Origin of the sequence: Burkholderia sp. LK4 (assembly GCF_001043615.1) — a bacterium.
GTDB lineage: Bacteria > Pseudomonadota > Gammaproteobacteria > Burkholderiales > Burkholderiaceae > Burkholderia > Burkholderia cepacia.
The window spans coordinates 79,404-97,250 of the sequence record NZ_LDUL01000036.1; the positions used below are offsets into that span (position 1 = coordinate 79,404).

General features: G+C 63.7%; 15 protein-coding genes and 2 pseudogenes. 6 read left to right on the forward strand and 11 right to left on the reverse strand.

All coding sequences use genetic code 11. The features are described 5' to 3' along the window. Positions 1 to 51 precede the first annotated feature (51 nt). The 3 genes from VK92_RS19240 (at position 52) to VK92_RS19250 (ending at position 1,678) form a co-directional block, all read left to right on the forward strand. Entirely contained in the window at positions 52 to 441 is a 390-nt protein-coding gene (locus tag VK92_RS19240) for a lysozyme inhibitor LprI family protein (RefSeq protein ID WP_021163471.1), read from the forward strand. Between the two features lie 62 nt (positions 442 to 503). Further along, complete coding sequence (locus tag VK92_RS19245; protein ID WP_021163470.1) at positions 504 to 1,082, forward strand: hypothetical protein; 579 nt, start codon at positions 504 to 506, stop codon at positions 1,080 to 1,082. 50 nt (positions 1,083 to 1,132) lie between these two features. Continuing rightward, positions 1,133 to 1,678, forward strand: a complete 546-nt coding sequence (locus VK92_RS19250; protein ID WP_060070472.1) for a GNAT family N-acetyltransferase — start codon at positions 1,133 to 1,135, stop codon at positions 1,676 to 1,678. Here the strand turns inward: VK92_RS19250 and VK92_RS19255 are convergent. Continuing rightward, positions 1,658 to 2,593 carry a LysR family transcriptional regulator gene (locus tag VK92_RS19255; protein WP_048023337.1) on the reverse strand — a complete coding sequence of 312 codons (936 nt, stop codon included), beginning with the start codon at positions 2,591 to 2,593 and terminating at the stop codon, positions 1,658 to 1,660. The genes VK92_RS19250 and VK92_RS19255 overlap by 21 nt on opposite strands. Positions 2,594 to 2,742: 149 nt before the next feature. On the opposite strand from VK92_RS19255, the gene VK92_RS19260 reads away from it, so the two are divergent. Beyond that, positions 2,743 to 3,915 (forward strand): FAD-dependent oxidoreductase, encoded by a 1,173-nt coding sequence (locus tag VK92_RS19260; protein WP_048023281.1) that lies wholly within the window; start codon positions 2,743 to 2,745, stop codon positions 3,913 to 3,915. 29 nt (positions 3,916 to 3,944) lie between these two features. Here VK92_RS19260 and VK92_RS19265 read toward each other — a convergent pair whose 3' ends face one another. The 4 genes and pseudogenes from VK92_RS19265 to VK92_RS43020 all read right to left on the reverse strand — a co-directional run. Further along, complete coding sequence (locus VK92_RS19265) at positions 3,945 to 5,291, reverse strand: glutamine synthetase family protein (RefSeq protein ID WP_021163466.1); 1,347 nt, start codon at positions 5,289 to 5,291, stop codon at positions 3,945 to 3,947. Positions 5,292 to 5,442: 151 nt separating this feature from the next. Beyond that, the gene (locus VK92_RS19270) at positions 5,443 to 6,000 is read right to left on the reverse strand and encodes a helix-turn-helix domain-containing protein (protein WP_021163465.1); all 558 of its coding nucleotides are present in this window, start codon (positions 5,998 to 6,000) and stop codon (positions 5,443 to 5,445) included. Between the two features lie 17 nt (positions 6,001 to 6,017). Beyond that, positions 6,018 to 7,307, reverse strand: a complete 1,290-nt coding sequence (locus VK92_RS19275; RefSeq protein WP_048023338.1) for an NAD(P)/FAD-dependent oxidoreductase — start codon at positions 7,305 to 7,307, stop codon at positions 6,018 to 6,020. Between the two features lie 579 nt (positions 7,308 to 7,886). After that, a pseudogene (locus VK92_RS43020) lies at positions 7,887 to 8,078 on the reverse strand (T6SS effector phospholipase Tle3 domain-containing protein); the annotation flags it as partial. A gap of 34 nt (positions 8,079 to 8,112) precedes the next feature. On the opposite strand from VK92_RS43020, the pseudogene VK92_RS43025 reads away from it, so the two are divergent. After that, a pseudogene (locus VK92_RS43025) lies at positions 8,113 to 8,364 on the forward strand (DNA cytosine methyltransferase); the annotation flags it as partial. A 170-nt stretch (positions 8,365 to 8,534) separates the two neighbouring features. On the opposite strand, the gene VK92_RS19280 reads toward VK92_RS43025, so the two are convergent. From VK92_RS19280 to VK92_RS19300, 5 genes are all read right to left on the reverse strand, one after another. Next, positions 8,535 to 9,503: a WD40/YVTN/BNR-like repeat-containing protein gene (locus tag VK92_RS19280; RefSeq protein ID WP_048023283.1), complete on the reverse strand. Its 969-nt coding sequence runs from the start codon at positions 9,501 to 9,503 to the stop codon at positions 8,535 to 8,537. Between the two features lie 25 nt (positions 9,504 to 9,528). After that, a complete protein-coding gene (locus VK92_RS43030; RefSeq protein ID WP_231616465.1) occupies positions 9,529 to 9,705 on the reverse strand; it encodes a hypothetical protein in 177 nt (58 codons plus the stop codon). A gap of 139 nt (positions 9,706 to 9,844) precedes the next feature. After that, complete coding sequence (locus VK92_RS19290; protein WP_048023286.1) at positions 9,845 to 12,205, reverse strand: efflux RND transporter permease subunit; 2,361 nt, start codon at positions 12,203 to 12,205, stop codon at positions 9,845 to 9,847. Between the two features lie 45 nt (positions 12,206 to 12,250). After that, the gene (locus tag VK92_RS19295; RefSeq protein WP_048023287.1) at positions 12,251 to 14,092 is read right to left on the reverse strand and encodes a DUF1302 domain-containing protein; all 1,842 of its coding nucleotides are present in this window, start codon (positions 14,090 to 14,092) and stop codon (positions 12,251 to 12,253) included. 82 nt (positions 14,093 to 14,174) lie between these two features. Next, positions 14,175 to 15,539, reverse strand: coding sequence for a DUF1329 domain-containing protein (locus VK92_RS19300; RefSeq protein WP_048023288.1), 1,365 nt, complete (start codon positions 15,537 to 15,539; stop codon positions 14,175 to 14,177). Between the two features lie 896 nt (positions 15,540 to 16,435). Between VK92_RS19300 and VK92_RS19305 the strand changes: the two genes are divergently transcribed. Beyond that, positions 16,436 to 17,101: a TetR/AcrR family transcriptional regulator gene (locus VK92_RS19305; protein ID WP_048023289.1), complete on the forward strand. Its 666-nt coding sequence runs from the start codon at positions 16,436 to 16,438 to the stop codon at positions 17,099 to 17,101. Between the two features lie 390 nt (positions 17,102 to 17,491). Here the strand turns inward: VK92_RS19305 and VK92_RS41915 are convergent, their stop codons facing one another. Next, positions 17,492 to 17,824 carry a hypothetical protein gene (locus VK92_RS41915; protein ID WP_131723263.1) on the reverse strand — a complete coding sequence of 111 codons (333 nt, stop codon included), beginning with the start codon at positions 17,822 to 17,824 and terminating at the stop codon, positions 17,492 to 17,494. Between the last annotated feature and the right edge of the window lie 23 nt (positions 17,825 to 17,847).

Below are 17,847 nucleotides of genomic sequence, written 5' to 3' on the forward strand. Positions count from 1 at the left end.
ATGCAATCGCCCATCGGGCCCAACGGTTTTCACCCAGTCAGGAGCATCACCATGAAAAAGAAGAATCTGCTCGCATCCTGCGCACTGCTCGCGCTTGCCGTTCCGTTCGCCGCGCACGCGGCCGGCTGCGGGAAGCCGCGCAGCGCGTTCGACCAGGTGTACTGCACCAGCACGCAGTTCTCTCAGTCCGATCGCGATCTGAACGACGAATACGGCCGCCTGCGCAAGCAACTGAGCGGCGACCAGCAGGCCGCGCTGAAGGCCGGCCAGCTCGCGTGGCTGAAGCAACGCGATGCGCAGTGCAGCGAAACGCGCAACAACAGCTACCTCGTGGACATCCAGTGCGCGAACGACATGACTCAGTCGCGGCTGTCGTTCCTGCGCGAGCGTGAGCGCGAGTGCTCGAGCACGGGTTGCGTGACGTCCAGGCTCGGCGAGTAAGCTCGCCGGACGCGGTGTGCCGCCGTGCAGGTCGCGGCACGCCGCCTTCGAAAGACACGACGATGCGGCATGAATTCTCCGAAGTCCTCAACGACCTGATCGACTGTTTCCTCGTCGGCGATCTTCTGCTGCTGAAGCGCTACAAGGAAACACATCGGCTGCCGGACAATGTCGCGTCCGCGTTCACGACCGGCGACAGCGGCGACAACGCCGTGCTCGAAGGCGTCGTCATTCCGCTGGCCGGTATCGAGAATCATCCGTATACGGTCATCTTCACGCTGGACGACGGCACGCCCGAACTGCTGAAGGCCGGAAGCCGCCTGCAGCATCGGCGCGGCGGATACGTGCTGCGCGTCGAACACCGTTCGGTGATGCTTTACACGTGGCGCATTCTCGAACGCTTCAACGACGAATCGGTGAACGCACTGCTTGCGCGTTATCGCGAACCGGGCCGGCCCGTGATCGACCTCGACAACGGCTGGTACGACGTCGAAGTCCTCGGTGGCGAAGTGCCGCGCAACGGCTGGTTCGAGCCCGCGTTCGAGTTCGTGCTGAAGCGGACCGATACGCCGGGCGACGCGTCGCAAGTGGACCTCGGCTACCGTTTCGCGATCGACGGCAGCCTGGATCCGGCGGAATGAATCCCGCGCGCGGCAACGCGGCAAACGGCACACGATCTGACGAGGCACGCGTGACACCGAACACGATGGCGATCGACATCCGCACGGCCACCTCCGCCGACGCGCCGGCCATCGCCGACATCCACGTCGCATCGTGGCAGGCGACCTACACGGACATCATGCCGGCGGCGTTCCTCGCCGGCCTGTCGGTCGACAAGCGCACGGCCTCGTGGCGCGGTGCGTTCGACGCCGGGCGGCCGCACGTCGCACTCGCGGTCTCGGTCGCGGACAACACGCCGGCAGGCTGGATCGCCTACGGTCCGACACGCGACACCGACAAGGATCGTGCGTGGGGAGAAATCGAAGCGATCTATCTGCACCCGTCGTATTGCGGCCGGGGGATCGGCGCGGCGCTGGTCGACCATGCATGCCGGTCGTTGCACGACTTGGGCCATGCGTGGGTGTCGCTGTGGGTTCTGCTCAAGAACCATCGGGCCAGGGCGTTCTACGAACGCGAAGGCTTCGTCGCCGAAGACGACATCAAGACGTTCGAGATCGACGGGACTCCTATCGAAGAGGTGCGCTATTGGCGCGCGTTACCGAAGCGATCGCGTTGACGGTTTCGCCGCCTCCACCGCCAGCCGCGCCTGCATCATCCGCAGCAACTCGCGAATCTTCGCGTTGACCGAATTCCGGCTCGCATAAGCGGCAAGCAGCTCCAGCGGCGCCGGCGCCATCTCCAGCGGCACGCGCACCAGCCGCCCCTCGGCCAGTTCGACCGCGCACGCGCGCTCGACGAGAATCGCGAAGCCGATCCCGTTCACCGCAGCCAGCCCAGCCATCTCGCCGCTATTGACGCGATACCGGCTCGCCACCGGAATCTTGTGAATCCGCCCTTCACCGTCGGCAAATTGCCACGGCTGCCCTTTCAGCGTGCTCAACGTCGTGATGCACGGCAGTTGCGTGAGCTGTTCCGTCCGGGTCGGCAAGCCAACTCGCGCGACGAGCGACGGCGCGGCCACGACGATGCTCGGCAAACTCACGAGCGGCCTGACGACGAATGCGCTGTCGTCCAGCTTCCCGCGATTGACGATGATCGACAGGTCGATATCGTCGCGCAGCGTCGACACGCCGACGAGGCTCGTATCGCAGTCGATTTCGACGCGCGGGTGACGGCTCGCGAATTCCGCGACGATCGGCCCGAGCATGCGCGGCCCGATTTCGCCGGGCACGCAGAGCTTCAGCACGCCGCGCAGTTCCGTCTGCTGCGACGTCAGTTCGGATTCGGCCTGCATCAGCGCATCGAGCATCGGTCGCGCGCGCTCGTGCAGCAAACGCCCGGCCTCGGTCATGCGCAAGTGCCGCGTACTGCGCTCGAGCAGACGCACACCGAGCCTCGACTCCAGTTGCGCCACGTGACGGCTCACGTTGGAAGCCGGCATCTCGAGCACGCGCGCGGCGCCGGCGAAGCTGCCTTCGTCGACGACCGCCACGAACACACGCACCGCGTTCAGATCCAGCTTGCTCCGCATCATTAGCCCATTTCAGGTATCAAAGCGTGCCGATTTTCACGGCTTATCCCGCGCGAGACCATAATTTACGATGCTCATCCCGTCAATGCGACGCCGACGCGCGAACCCGCGACCCGGCGAGCACGCGAACGACACAAGGAAGGAGCACGATGGAAATCGCCATTCTGGGCGCCGGCATTGCCGGCATGAGCACCGCACTCGCACTCGCCGAACGCGGCCACCGGATCCGGTTGTACGAACGCCGGCCATCGGAATCGACGATGGGCGCGGGCGTCGTGCTGTGGCCGAATGCCGGCTTCGTGCTCGAGCAACTCGGCCTGCTGCCGGACATCGTCGAGGTTGGCGGTCACCTGCACGCGATGCGACGCATCGACCGGCACGGCACCGCGCTCAAGGCTACCGATATCCGCGCACTCGACCGCCGCATGGGTTTCCCGACGTATTCGATCCTGCGGCGCGACCTGCAGGCCGTACTGGCACGGCACGTCGCCGCGCGCGGCATCGACGTCCGCTTCGGCCACGGGGCGACGGCCATCGAAACCGGAACGGACGGCCGCGCCATCGTTCACTTTGACAACGGAACGACGATCGCCCCCGATCTCGTGATCGGCGCCGACGGCCGCATGAACTCCGTCGCGCGACACTACGTGGTCGGTCACAACACGCCCGTCTACCAGGGATTCGTCAACTGGATCGGTATTGCGCAAAGTGATGTGCCGCTGGTCGACGAGGTGTCGGTATTCGACTACTGGGGTGTGCGCGAGCGCTTCGGCATCGTCTCAATCGACCGGCATCGGATGTACTGGGCGGCGGCATGGCCCGAAACCGGCCCGGGCGAGGTGACTGAAAGCGATCCTGCGACGATGCTGGAACGGCGCTTCGCTGCGTGGCCGGCCCCGGTCGCGGACGTGATACGTGCGACACCGTCGGACACGATCACGAAGATCCACGTGCACGATCTCGATCCGGTCGACGTGTGGCACCGCGACAACGTGCTGCTGATCGGCGATGCCGCGCACGCCCCGCTACCGACCTCCGGACAAGGCGCTTGCCAGGCGCTCGAGGACGCGTGGCATCTTGCCCGTTGCCTCGACGAGCACGCGGCACGCAACGACAGCAACCTCGATGCCTCGCTCGCCTCCTTCACGCTGCGGCGCCGCTCGAAAACCACGGCAATCACCGAGCGTGCGCGTGATTTTGCACACCTGCTGTTCGGCGAGAACGTGAACGATAGCGCGCGACAACAGATCGACCCGGTCGCGGAAATCGAGGCCCTGACAAACGCGTGGGGCGCGCACCTGCCGATGGCGCAGGCGCGCTGACGACAAGACGCACGAGTGTCGGCATCCGCTTACAGAAACCACCGATACTCCCGCGCGCCGATTTCATTGCGAAAATCCAGCTCCTCCTGCCGCTTGTTCTCGCAATACACCATCACGAACTCGCTGCCGAGCCCTTCGCGCACGGCCGGATGATCCTGCATTGCCGCGACGGCCGACAGCATCTCCTTCGGGAAATCGATCCCGCTGCCGCGATCCTCGTTGAGCGGCGCGATCGGCTCGATCCGTGCATCGAGCCCATGCTCCATCCCCGTGAGAATCGCGGCGAGCACCAGATACGGGTTCGCGTCCGCGCTCGCGAGCCGGTGCTCGATCCGCAGGTTGCGTGCATCCGACTCGGGAATCCGGATGCACGCATCGCGATCCTCGAAGCCCCAGCTTGCGCGGCTCGCCGCATTCACCATCGATCCGTAGCGCCGGAACGCGTTGTGATTCGGCGCGAACACGGGCATGCAGTGCGGCAGCACCGCGAGGCATCCGGCCACCGCGTGCCGCAGCGGCTGCTGCCCGTCCGCCGCGAGCAGGTTGCGCCCCGCATCGTCGTAGAGGCTCACGTGCACGTGCATCCCGCTGCCGGGCGCATGCAGGTATGGCTTGCCCATGAAGCTCGCACGATAGCCGTGCTGCAACGCGACGCCGCGCGTGCTGCGGCAGAACAGCGCCGACCAGTCGGCCGCGCGCAACGCATCGTCGGTGTGGCCGAAATTGATCTCGAACTGGCCGGGACCGAGCTCGGCCGTGATCACCGTCGCGTCGACGCCCTGCTCGCGCGCAGCCTCGACCATCTCGTGCAGCACGTCGGAGAAGCGCGACAGGCGCTCGATATGCATGTTCGGCTGATCGTCGCGATCGTCGCTCAGGCGGTCGCGCGGATACTGCGGCATCCCTTCCGCAAGCTGCGCGGCGAACAGGTAGAACTCGAGCTCGAACGCGACGACCGGCCGGATGCCGCGCGCCGCGAAACGCCGCAGCACGCGCGCGAGCACCTCGCGCGGCTCGAACTCGATCGGCGAATCGGTGCCGTCGGAGCTGATCAGCATCTGCGCGAGCGGCTGCCGCTCCCAGCGCACGGGCTTCAACGTGCCGGGAATCAGCCGGCGCGGCGCATCCGGGTCGCCGTCGTTGAAGCAGTAGTCGCCGATCTTGTAGAGGCCGCCCTGTGTGCCGAGCAGCACGCAATTCTGCGGCAGCTTCAGCAACGAGCCCGACGCGACCTTTTCGAGCGCGTCGATCGGGTAGCGCTTGCCGTAGAAATGCCCGGGCAGGTCGAGGCAGATCAGGTCGACATAACGGATCTCGGGGTGCGCCTGCCGGAATGCGCGGACTTCACCGACCAGCGCGGGAACGACGTCAGCCATGTCTCATCCTTTCCATGTCTTGTATGGCGGTGCCGCAGCGCGGCGAACCGGATTCACGCGCATGCATCACGTCGCATGCATCATGTCGATCAGTACTGCAAACAGGCTGCGTGGCGGGGCGGCCCGTCATGCCGCCCGCCCCGCCGACCACTCAGGTGAATACCCAGATCACGCGCGTCGGCGCGTCGGTCAGGTTGGCATAACGGAAACGCTTGTGCGCGGGAAGCTGGAATGCGTCGTTCGGGCCGAGCGTGACCGGTGTGTCGTCGCCGTCGATCCAGATCGTCAGTTCTCCTTCGAGCACGAAACCGCCCTGCTCGTCGCTGTCGTCGACGGGCCGCTCGCCGCTGCTCGCGCCCGGCGCGAGATGGCTTTCGAGGATCGAGAAGCGCGAGCGCATGTTCGGCGACACGAGGATGTCGGTAATGCCGGCCGCGTAATACACGGTGCGCCGCTCGTCGGGCCGCGTGACCCACGGCACGCTGCGCGGCTTGCTCAGGCTGTAGAAATAGGTGGTCGGCACGCCGAGCGCCTCGCCGATCGCGGTGAGATCCGCGACCGTCGGGCGCGACAGCCCGCGCTCGACCTGCGACAGAAAGCCGACCGAGCGGCCGATCCGTTCCGCGAGATCGTTGAGCGTGACCTTGCGATGCTTGCGCAGGTCGCGGATCAGGATCGCCAGGCTTTCTATCTCTTCCTGTTCGTTCATGGTGGGTTCCGGTGCAGTCAAACGGTATCGCGCAGACGGTACCAGGCCTTGCCGACCGCTTCCAGCGGCGCGGCGAGCCGGTCGCCGCCGGGGAAGCGCGGGTTGCGGATGCGCTGGTACTGCGCAAGCAGGCGTTCGTCGCCGAGCACGGCGTCGGCCACCGCGCGCGCGCCCGCGAGCGTCGGCAGCACGCCGTGCCCCGAGAAACCCTGCAGCCAGAAACGCTGCCCGAGGCGGCCGATGTCCGGCGTGCGGCGCATGCTGATGTCGATATGGCCGCCCCACGCGTAATCGAGCGGCACGCCGGCCAGCTGCGGGAACACGCGTTCGAGGTGCGGGCGCGTGGCCGCCGCGATATCGGCCGGGATGCCGCCGAGATACGTGCAGCCGCCGCCGAACAGCAGCCGGTTGTCGGGGCTCAGCCGGAAATAGTCGGGCACGAACTGGTTGTCGATCACGCAGCTGTTCCGCGGCAGCAGCGAACGCGCGACGTCGGGCGCGAGCGGCGCGGTCGCGACCTGGTACGTGCCGACCGGCAGCAGCCGGCGCGCGAGGTCGCGATCGAGCCGGTCGACATACGCGTTGCAGGCCAGCACGAGGACGTCCGCGCGCACTTCGCCGCGCGCCGTGCGGGCGACGTGGCCCCCGGCCGTTTCGCGGCAGTCGAGCACGCGGCTCTGCTCGAAGATGCGGCCGCCCGCGCGCTCGATCGTCCGGGCGAGGCCGAGCGCAAGCTTCAGCGGGTTCAGGTGGCCGGCCTCGGGATCGTAGAGCGCCGCGAGATAGCGCGTGCCGCCGATCCATTCGGGCAGGTCGGCCCGCTCGATCACGCGCAGCCGGTCGTAGCCCCAGCGCTCGGCCGCTTCGTCGCGGGCCTGCGCGAGCATCACGACGCGGCGCGGCCGCACCGCCGCCCACAGGCTGCCGGGCCGATAGTCGATGTCGAAACCATGCCGCCCGGGCAGTTCCCGCACCTCGGTCGCGGCCCAGCGCATGCTGTCCCACAGCAGGCGCGCGCCGTCGCGGCCGAGCGAATCCTCGAGCGGCTGCATGTCGCACGACCAGCCGAGCAGCGCCTGCCCGCCGTTGCGGCCCGACGCGGCCCACGCGACGCGGCTCGCTTCGAGCATGACGACCCGCTTGCCGGCGAGCGCAAGGCGCAGCGCCGTATGCAGCCCGCTGAACCCCGCGCCGACGACGAGCACGTCGGCGTCGATGCGCTCATCCAGTTCCGGACGATGCGGGATCGGCTCCGGATACGTACCGGCGTAGTAGCTTGCGACGTGACGGTCGGACTGCACGAACATGCGGACTCCCGTGAAATTCTTGCCGAGAAATTTCATGAAAAACTAGCATGACAATTTCACGGGAGCAAGCGGGCGGGATGTCAGATGCGTCCAACTTGGAATTTTTTCGTTCAAATCGGAACTTGCAAGGGCCCACGCCGGCCGCGAACGCCTGCGAATATTCCTCAATGAAACAATAGCTTGAAGAGGTCGCCACACGCCCTCAGCGCTACAACGCGATCAACCACCGACCGATGCACCGGCTGCTGCGCGCTGAAGTCGCGTGTGGGCGACTGTTGACTGCATCAAGCCGGCATCTCCTTGCTCCAGCGCCCGCTCTCGCAATTCAGCGGTACACACGTGACCAGAAGTGCACGCGTACAGAACCTGGAATTCCCTATGGCTACCACAGACTTTTCGGCGCCAATGTCTGTTATATGAATTGGATTCCTGATTAATTCTATTGAAGTTTATTTCACGTGACTCGCCGTGATATGCCTCGGCATTGCGCCGGTACGCTACCGCGCGGCGCGATAGTCCAAGGCCGAAGTACGGAGGGCTGCGTCGGTATTCGATCGAACGCCTAGGTGAGACCTATCGAGCGTTAGCGCGGATGATATCGAAGAAGTTTGACAGCGGGCGGACCCGCGCTTCCCATGTCTCGCGGCCGCGTCGACCCTCTGAGTCCTTTGCGCCGCGTTGAGTCCGGGAATCCGGCCCGTTGCTCGCAACCAAGCTGTACGGCGCGTTTGCCAATACATAGGCGTCGGCGACACAACGGCCGGATTTCCCCTGGCCAACCGCGTGTCGCGTTGATACCGAGAGTCACTACGGCTATGCCGTGAACGAGACGACGCACGACTGTGGCGATGTCGGCGGTCTCGCGCAGAGCCGGAAACGCTTCTTGCTCATCGCGCGGCATACCGAGAAGGTGCCGCCCTTCCTGTACGAGCCGCCCATCAAGCGACTGCAGGGCGTCGGCACGCTGCTCGGTCGCATGCCGCTGCCCGGCGATACCGGCGCCGGCGGTCCGATGCACCGTACCCCGTCCCTGCAGTGGAAAACGTGGGATCGGCTTACCGCTCAGTCCCGGTGTCGCCAGAATGGCATTGAGCGTGCGCGCGAGAACCATCGAATCTTGCCGGTTGGCGCCGGTGACCGTGACAGTCCGAGAGATGCCGCGTGTGTCTGTGTTCGAGTTGTGTTGGCGGATCCTGTCTTTGACGAGACGGATGCAAAAACGTCCGCCTATGGCCCGACCAGCACGCCGTCTTGGGAGAAAAGAATCGGCGCGCCGCCCTTGCCGGGCAGCGCGGCGGTCAGCGTCGCACGGTCCGGGCGCTGCGCGACCTCGACCGTCGCGGACGCGGCCCGCTGCTTCAATACCAGGCCGTCGAGCCCGACGCCGACCAGGCCGTCGCCCGCATCGATCAGACCGGTGATCGAACTTCGGGTGCGGCTGTCGACGGCCGTCCAGTTCGCGCCACCGTCGCTGCTCTGGTACAGGCTGCCGAGCAAGCCGCCGACCACGATCCGGCCATCGGGCATCGCGACACCCGACCACAACGTGCCCTTGCCGCCGGTCGGCAGGTAATTCCAGTTCGCGCCGCCGTCGGCCGACTTGAGCACCATCCCTTGCTCCGACACGGCGTAGAGCGCATGAGAAGGGTCGGCAAACACGTGATAGAGATTTCGGTCAGCCTTGCCACCACCGGGCGGCTTCGGCAGGGTCGTACGAGTCCACGTCTTGCCGCCGTCGTGGGTCTGCAGCATCAGCGACCACAGGCCGACGGCAATGCCGTCCTGTGCATTCGTGAACAGCACCGAGAACAGCGGCTGGTCGACCGACGTATCGAGCCGCTGCGTGACCCACGTATCGCCGCCGTCGTCGGTCGCGAGAATCGCGCCCCACTGGCCGACGGCCCAGCCGTGCTTCGCATCCGCGAACGACACGGCCGACAGCGTCGCCGACACCGGCACGCGTCGCGCCTGACGCCAGGTCTTGCCGTCGTCGTCGGACAGCAGCACGATGCCGTGCTCGCCGACGGCGACGATCCGCGATCCGGCGCGCGTCGCGTCCATCAGCATCATGTGCGTCGGCGCGGCCCACGTGTGCGCGGGTTTCGCGGCCCAGGCCGCGACCGTTCCGTCCTGCGGTTGCGCGAAGGCCGTCGCGGCCGTGCAGAGCGCGATACAGGAAATGAGCGTCTTGATCATGGTGAATCCCGGTAGTGTGCGGGCATCAGTGGTTGAAAAGCGCCGACCAGCCGGCGTTCGCTTCGCCGAGCATCACGGCCGGCGGCCTGCCGTTGCCCAGCGCGGCCGCTGTCCGCCGCTCGGCTCCGCCGTCGTTCGACGACGCGGCGACACCGGTTTCGCCGGTTGCGGCGTGGCGCACACCGGTGCGTGTCGCGTCCATCGCGAACGCACGAGCCGGCGTACTCCGACCGGCGCCCGTTTCATGAAATCGCGGGAAGGCACCCGCCGCGATGCAAAGTACGGCGCAAACAGTTAGCGTCTTGACCATGAACGAATCTCCATCGGCAGGTTCACGAGCTTCAGTGACTGAACAAACCCGGCGCGCGGGCCGGCTTGCGGCGCGGGAACCAGCGTTCGAGCAGCGACGCGAGCGCGGGCAACGCGGTCATCGCCATCACCAGGTTCACGATGAACATGAACGCGAGCAGCTTGCCCATGTCCGCCTGGAACTTCAGCGCGGAGAAGCTCCACGTCGCCACGCCGATCGCGAGCGTGATCGCCGTGAAGATCGTCGCGACGCCCACCTCGAGCATCGCGTGCTGCACGGCCTTCACGATGTGCTGGCCGCCGGCGAGATGCACCTGCAGCCGGTTGTAGATATAGAACGCGTAGTCGACGCCGATCCCCACCGCGAGCACCATCACAGGCAGCGTCGCCACCGTCAGCCCGATCTGCAGCTCCTTCATGAACCAGTAGCCGATGAAGGTCGCAACCGACAGCGGCGCGCAGCACGCGACCATCGCGCGCCAGTCGCGGTACGCTAGGAACACGAGGATCAGGATCGCGCCGTACACGTACAGCATCATCGGCAGCTCACTGCCCGCGACTTCCTCGTTGGTCGCCGCCAGCACGCCCGAGTTGCCGGCCGCGAGCCGCACGGCGATACCCGGGAACGGATGCGACGCCCGATACTGCTTCACGTCGTCGAGGATGCGGTTGATCGTCGTCGCCTTGTGGTCCGTCAGGAACAGGTGCACGGCCGACATCGTGCAGTCGGCCTTCATGAAGCCCTTCACGCGCCCGACGTCGACCGATACCGCCCCGTAGTTCTCCGGGTCGATCGGCACCACGCTCATCTTCGGATAGTCTTCGTTGTAGCCCTGGTTGTAGCCGCGCAGCATGCCCGAGTACGACTGCACGGACACCACGCCCGGCTCGGTGCGCATGGCCGCCGCGAAATCGTCCTCGTACAGTCCGACCGCCGGGTTGTTGCAGCTCTTGCCGGCCGACTCGATCGCAACCGTCAGCCAGTCGAGGCCCATGTCGTAGTTGCCGGCGATGGACGTCGCGTCGCGATTGAAGCGTGCATCCGCGCGCAGTTCCGGCGCACCCGGCTGCAGCGTGCCGATCACGCGATCGCGGCTTTGCCACGCGGCCAGCGCGAACACGACCAGCGTCAATGCGACCGTCGCCCCCGCATACTTCGGCTGCGCGACACGCGCAAGCGGCCGCAGCCATGCCGAGCGCCGTTCGCCGCGCTTGAGCGCGCTGTCCGCGTAGCGCTTCGTGAAGTTGAAGCAGGACGCGGCCACCGGCAGCAGGATCAGGTTCGTCACGATCTTGTACGCGACACCGAGCGACGCGGTGATTGCCAGCTCACGCACCATCGGGATCGGGATCAGCAGCAGCGTGATGAACGACACGAATGCGGTGATCAGCGCCAGCACGCCCGGAATCAGCAGCCCGCTGAAGCTGCGGCGCGCCGCCTCGTATGAACTGTGCCCGTGCGAAATCTCGCGCACGATGAAGTTCACCTGCTGCACCCCGTGCGACACGCCAATCGCGAACACCAGGAACGGCACCAGCACCGCGAGCGGGTCGAGGCCGAAACCCAGCAGCTTCAGCGTGCCGAACTGCCAGACCAGCGACGTCAGCGAGCACGCGATCAGCAGCACCGTGAAGCGCAGCGAATGGCAATACCAGTACACCGCGAGCGCGGTCAGCAACAGCGCGATCGCGCAGAAGCCGAGCACGGCCTTCGCGCCGTCGGCGATGTCGCCGATCTGCTTCGCGAAGCCGATGATCTGCACCTCATAGCCGGCATCCTCGAACGGCTGGCGGATCTTCTGTTCGAGCAAGTGATTGAACGCGACGTAATCGAGCACCTTGCCCGCACTGTCGCGCTCGTTCAGCTCGGCCGTGATCATCGCGCTGTCCTCGCCGTGCGACACGAGCGTGCCGACATAGCCGCCCAGCGTCGTCGCGCGACGGATCTTCCCGACGATCTCCGGCGTCAGCTGGTCCGGCGTGATCGTGCCGGAAATGATCGGCTCCGCGCGAAAGCCTTCGTCGGTGATTTCATTGACGAACGCATTCGACGTCCACAGCGAGCGCACGCCGATCCGGTCGACATTCGGCAGGTAGGTCACCGCCTGCGTGACCTTGTACAGCCGTGTCAGGCCGTCCGGCGTCCAGATCGAGCCGTGCTTCGCGCGCACGACGACGGTGATCCGGTTCGCGCCTAGCAGGTCGTTCCGGTACTGCTGGAACGTGCGGATGTACTCGTGGCCGATCGGCATCTGCTTTTCGAAGCCGGCATCCATGCGCAGCTGCATCGCGAACACGGCCATCACGACGGTGAACAGGCCGATCGCCGCGAGCACGATCGCGCGATGACCGAAGAATAGCCTTTCAAGGCGGCTGACCAGACGATTGAGCACTGCATTACCCCTTCATGTATTCCGGCGATGCCCGACGCGCGCGCGTCAGAAGTTCCGGGTAGCAAACACACCGACGAAATTGCGGTCCGCATACGGATTGCCCACCGACTGGTGACCGCCGAAGAACGCCGCGAAATTGATGCCTGCCTGCCACTTCGGCGGATTCTGGTTGAACAGCACGTAGACGTTCACCGACTTCGCACCCTGCATGTAGTTTGCGGTGAAGGTCGGCGTGTACCCGTAGAGGCCGGTGCTGAACGTCACGCCCGGCGTCACCTGCCAGCCGGGGATCAGCGAGCCGTCATACGTCCAGTTGAAGTCGACCGTCGCGCCCACCGAACTCGACGTGCCCTGCCCTTGCGTGATCGGATAGCCGAGCCCCGAGTTGTTGTTCAGCCAGGGGAAGTAACCGGCGGCCGGCACCTGCGTGACCGGCTGCCCGTCCACCGTGCGCGTCACGTCCGAACCGAGGCCCGGGTAGTAGATCCACGTGAGTTCCCAGGTCAACGCGGCGGAATCCGCGGCGATCAGCTTCAGGAACGGGTACTCGCTGCGCGTCAGCGCGAGCAGCCCGTTGACATCCAGCTGGAACTTCTTCTTGTCGGCCCATTGCTGGCAGTTGACGCCTTGCACGCCGTTCGTGATGAGGTCGGTCGGGCCGCCCGCGCCGTAGCAGCTCGACAACGCGACCGCATCGCGCGGCCGATACGACAGCTCGGTACCGATGGCCCACGGGCCGACCCCGAAGTTCGCGCTCGCGCCGAACAGTTGCCGGTTCTGGAGATACGACCATTGCGCGGTGCCGTTCGACAGCGTCGACAGCACCGGCGACTTGTCCGTGTAGTTCAGGTAGTAGAACGCGAAGTTCGCATCGAACGAGCGCGGCGAGTAATTGAACTTCACGCCGAACTGCGGCCGGTATTTCGCGGGCAGCTGCGTCGACACCGGAATGCCGAGGTCGTTGAACGGCGGCCCGGCGAAAGCGCCGTTGACGAGCCCGTTCTTGATCGCGTTCAGCGTATCCTGGTTGCCCGCCGCGGCCCCGCCGCCGATCGCATTGGCGATCGTGCCGACGCCCGGGCCTGCGACGTTGGGGTTGTTCGCGTTGATCGTGAACGGTTCGGCGCCGCGGCCGATGACGTTCGCCAGCGACCAGTACGAACCCACCGGCGGAAGGCGGTTGCCGTTCCACTGGAACTGGTAATACGCTTCGGTGCTGAAGCCGTGGGAAAGATCGGCGGCGAGGCTCAGCATCGGCGCCGGCAGCAGCGCCTGCTTGAGCTGCGAACCCGGGATCAGCAGCTTCTGGACGTCGATCGAGTTGGTCGCGTTGATGCCACTCTGCGCGTAGATGCTCTCGCCCCAGTTGATCACCTGGTTACCGAGCCGCACGTGCGCGTTGCGACCGCCGATCGTGAAATCCTTCTGCGCCCACAGATCGAGCAGCTGCGCGTTGTACACCACCTGCGCGGCCGCCGTGCTCGACAGCGGCGTTCTAGCCGTTCTCCCGGCGAGGAAGTCGTACATGCCCGTGCCGCGCACCATGAACTTGAGCCCTTCGCCCGGCATCTTCAGCAGCAGTTCGCTGGTCGCGCTCACGTAGGTGCTGAACGGCTGCCCCTTGCGGTAGTTCAGGTCGCCGTTGTCGCCGTAACCCCACTGATCCGTGTTGGCAGCCGCACCGCAGCCGTATGCGTTCGGATCGCCGGTCAGCGAGCAGCTCGGACTCCTGGTCCGGATCCCGCCACCCGCCGTGAGATTGGTCACCCACGACCCCTGAACAGCGCCGTCCCCGAGCGTGAACTCGTACCCGTACGCGGTCGACGTTGCCGCACCCAGCATGGCAATCGACACCGTAGTACTCTTAACGATATTGCTTGCTTTCATCGCACCACCCACCCATCTCCAGACCGGATGCCGACGCGCGAGTGCGCACGTCGGGCCTGTTTTCTTTTTTTGACTACGGCAATCAGCGTTCGCTGGCCGATCTCAGCGATTCCGCCGTAAAGAAGTCGGACTTGAGGCGCGAATCGTCGGCGCGCTCGTACCAGCGAAGGTCCTTACCCTGACCGACTGACGATCCGTCGAATACGTATCGTCCGTTGATCAAGTCGTACTGGACGAACGGTTCGTTGTCGCAGGCACCGCCCAGTTCCCACACCGGAATCGGGTAGCTCTCGCGCACCTTCCACAACTTGCCTTGCGCGTCATAGTCTTCGCCGACGAGCGCGAGCCAGCTGTCCTCGTCGAGGTAGAACACTTTCTTGGACGCAGCATGGCGTGCGGTGGGCTTGACCGTCGCCTCGACGACCCATACGCGATGCACCTCGTAACGACGGTGGTCCGGCGAGATTCCGCCAGGTGCCGCCACGTCATGCAGTTTGTCCTTGAACGCGTACATGCCGAATGCGTTGTACGGAACGATCATTTCCTTCTTGCCCACGAGTTTCCAGTTGAAGCGGTCGATCGAGCCGTTGAACATGTTGGCTTCGTCGATCAAGTACTGGTTCTCGAAGCCGATCAGCGGTGCGTCGTGCGTATAGGCCGGCATGCGTCTCACGCGGCGCTGACCCGGAAAGTAGTAGTACGTTTCTGAATCCCGGTTGAAATACTGACGCTGAACAAACGCTTGCCCGGCCAATGCGGCTGGGGAAGTTGCCGAAAAGTAAGCGGCCAGGCTGAGCTGATCTACATCCTGCGGTGCCGTCTTGCCGCTCTTCCCGTAGGGGAAGTAAAAGACCTGCGGGCCGATTGCATCGATCCAATCGCTACTGCCCGCACGCGGGGAAATCGCAGTGATGATCGGTGTCCATTCGACTCCTACGCCTCGATACCGGGTTTCGTAGTTGAGGATCGCTTCGGCCCCAGTCTTCGGCTGGGGAAACGCGACACCGGGAAACGCGGCGGTCTGGATCATTTCGCCGGACGCATCGAGCTTCGCTGCCGTTAGATTCGCTTTCGAGTTTTGTTCAGCGAAATCGGGCAATTGGCATTCGCGGTGTGACGGATACACGTCCATACGATAGCCCTTCAGTTGCTTGACCAACTGAATCTCACCGGGAGAGAGCTTGTCTGCGTACTTGTCGACGTTCGAGGCATCGATCGAATAAAGCGGCTTCTCTGCACGATGTTTCCAGAAACCACCACGAAACTTGCCCCACTCCCAACCGGATGCAGGAGCTTGCCGCCCAGCGAACGACGGCACGAGACCGTCCTTGCTTGCCGCACTTTCCGCGCCTGCGGGCGTCAGGTCGCCTTCTGCGACGGCTGCCACGCTGGCCAACAACAGCGAGGCGGTCAAACACGACGCAACTGAAAATTTCCGCTTGTTCATTGCCACTCTCCTTTTGCCTTCTTTCTCGCGCACAGAACACGGCGATTCGCCGTGAGCCATGCAGGACCTCGATAAGGAACGCTATTGCTTCAGATAGCGAATAGTCGATACGCAATCCACTTCATTTCAGGTTCCCATGAAATCCATGGACGGACCGCGACACCGCGATCGGCGCAGGCCCGCTTTGGGCGGGGCTTCCGGAAGACACCAGGCGATGCCACTGGGGGTTCTGGGCTCCGCATGAAGGTATGCCGCTCTTACCCGGCTGATTGCTCGTCGCTCGATCGAAAATGGGTCGCATGACCTATTCGACGTTATACACAGCGGATTTTTTGGTCGCAACTAAGGCTAAACCCTTGCCCGTTGTGGAAGTACAGCGAACGGGGAGCGAGAGGTAGAGTTAGCCATTGATTTCATTGACTAAAATTTGACTGCAAGTGCCCCCTCAAACTTCATTCCTGCGAGCACGCGCCCAGCTCCCGCGACGATTCGACGATATGGTCGTGCGCGCTGAATTTAGTCGTTAAGACCTAAAAATGAGCTTTTAAGGGAAAGATGGGCGCACGGAACACAGATCTGTGATGCGCCATCAGGAAGGACAAGAGCCTATCGACACGGCCTCGGTGGCACACGCCCGACCGCGGCACAATGATCCACAATTGCTTTTTGCACGCGAAACGTGAACGCCAAGCCTACAATGTGGTCTTGCTGCATGCCTTCGTTCCGGCGCAAGTTGTGGCCCCTGGCTCACGTCGCCTCTACCCGGCGTTAGACAACGAAAGTTTGCCAAGCCACCGCTGCACGAATGAGGTCACGCGACCTGTATTTGACTGTTTCGACCCGAAGAATACGCTTGCCGTTCAAACCAGGAAGCTAACCCAATAGCCGTGAGACCGATGAAAGACGAAAGTGCCCAAAAAAATCGCAACCAGGATGTGTCCATTGAGCCACAAGCCGCCGGCACGAAACGTGTGTTGACGGGCCGCGGCCGGAACACGGTTGCTCGCATCCTTGCGAGTGCCATCGAGATTTTCGCGGCCGAGGGTTACGGTGGGCTTAGCATGCGAAAGGTGGCGACCAGCGCGGGCTTGGCGCTATCGAATTTGCAGCACTACTTCCCGACGCGTGAAGATCTTTTTGCGGCGATCATTACCGAGACCATCGCAGAATACTCGGGAAACTATGAAAGCATTCGCATTGATGCTTCGCTCAGCCCCGAGCAACGATTGGAGAAGCTTGTCCGCTTGCTCATCGAAGACGGCAAACAGCCCCGAACCCAAAGCCTCTTTGTCAATTTCTGGGCGCTCGCGCAAATGCAGGAATTTGCGCGAAAGAGCATGGAAGACGCGTATCTGTTCCAGCGCCGTATGATTAGTGGATTCGTAGCGGCCGTCAATCCGCAGTTATCGCCAAATGTGCTTGCGCGCCGTGCTGCGCTTATTGCGGGGCAAATCGAAGGGTTATTGGTATTGATCCCTCAGCGCAATCGCTTCCCGTCGGATATAAAAGGTATCGAGGATGAGGCCGTGAAAGCGATTATCACAGTCGCTTCCATGCCATGAGGGGGCTCAAAGCACTACACATACGGCCAAATCTCAAAGGGGTAGAGTATGGAAATTTTTCACACACCCGCTTGGGTGCCCCGGCGGGTAGGTTGAAGCGAGGCTCAGGATCGCGCAACCACTCAATAGACTGTGCCGCACCAGCAATGCCGGCCCGATCGATGCATTTAATGCGACTCCTCAAAGGTCGAACGATTTGCCAAAAAGGCGTCCAGTTTTTCAGGTGGCAACGAAGTTGGGCAGCACACCGAGACTGTAAGTACGATGCTTCAAACTCAATAGCGTCACGAGATCTTTTTGTGGCGATTTATAATCGATTTCCCAGCACTTATTCCAATAAAATTTCGGAAAATTAACTATCGCCATTCGATTAATATCGCCAAGTCGAATTCAGACCCGGAAAGCCCACTTCGGCTCATCCACTTCTGGAACGAGAATGACCCGACCAATCACTCGACCAGCTTCGTGATCCGCTAGCGAGGCCTCCGCCTCATGAAGTGATCGGCAATATGTCGGCAATGGTGGAAGATTGCTACGGCGAGCCAATTCTACAAGTTCGCGAAGTTCGTTCAAACTCTCGACATAACATCCTTCGATCGAGATTAGCTTGAGCGGCAATAGTGGCAGCGATAAAGACAATTCGCCACCAGTTAAACCAATCAATAATAGCTGCCGCTGCCATGTTAGGTATAGCGCTTTACGATCAGCCGTATTGGTCGTCAATGCTCATGCACCGCCCAAGAGAC

Excerpts from the sequence above, each read along its gene's own strand:
- VK92_RS19240 (WP_021163471.1), top strand. The coding sequence starts at position 52 with ATGAAAAAGAAGAATCTGCTCGCATCCTGCGCACTGCTCGCGCTTGCC.
- VK92_RS19245 (WP_021163470.1), top strand. The coding sequence starts at position 504 with ATGCGGCATGAATTCTCCGAAGTCCTCAACGACCTGATCGACTGTTTC.
- VK92_RS19255 (WP_048023337.1), bottom strand. The coding sequence starts at position 2,593 with ATGCGGAGCAAGCTGGATCTGAACGCGGTGCGTGTGTTCGTGGCGGTC.
- VK92_RS19260 (WP_048023281.1), top strand. The coding sequence starts at position 2,743 with ATGGAAATCGCCATTCTGGGCGCCGGCATTGCCGGCATGAGCACCGCA.
- VK92_RS19265 (WP_021163466.1), bottom strand. The coding sequence starts at position 5,291 with ATGGCTGACGTCGTTCCCGCGCTGGTCGGTGAAGTCCGCGCATTCCGG.
- VK92_RS19270 (WP_021163465.1), bottom strand. The coding sequence starts at position 6,000 with ATGAACGAACAGGAAGAGATAGAAAGCCTGGCGATCCTGATCCGCGAC.
- VK92_RS19275 (WP_048023338.1), bottom strand. The coding sequence starts at position 7,307 with ATGTTCGTGCAGTCCGACCGTCACGTCGCAAGCTACTACGCCGGTACG.
- VK92_RS19280 (WP_048023283.1), bottom strand. The coding sequence starts at position 9,503 with ATGATCAAGACGCTCATTTCCTGTATCGCGCTCTGCACGGCCGCGACG.
- VK92_RS43030 (WP_231616465.1), bottom strand. The coding sequence starts at position 9,705 with ATGGACGCGACACGCACCGGTGTGCGCCACGCCGCAACCGGCGAAACC.
- VK92_RS19295 (WP_048023287.1), bottom strand. The coding sequence starts at position 14,092 with ATGAAAGCAAGCAATATCGTTAAGAGTACTACGGTGTCGATTGCCATG.
- VK92_RS19300 (WP_048023288.1), bottom strand. The coding sequence starts at position 15,539 with ATGAACAAGCGGAAATTTTCAGTTGCGTCGTGTTTGACCGCCTCGCTG.
- VK92_RS19305 (WP_048023289.1), top strand. The coding sequence starts at position 16,436 with ATGAAAGACGAAAGTGCCCAAAAAAATCGCAACCAGGATGTGTCCATT.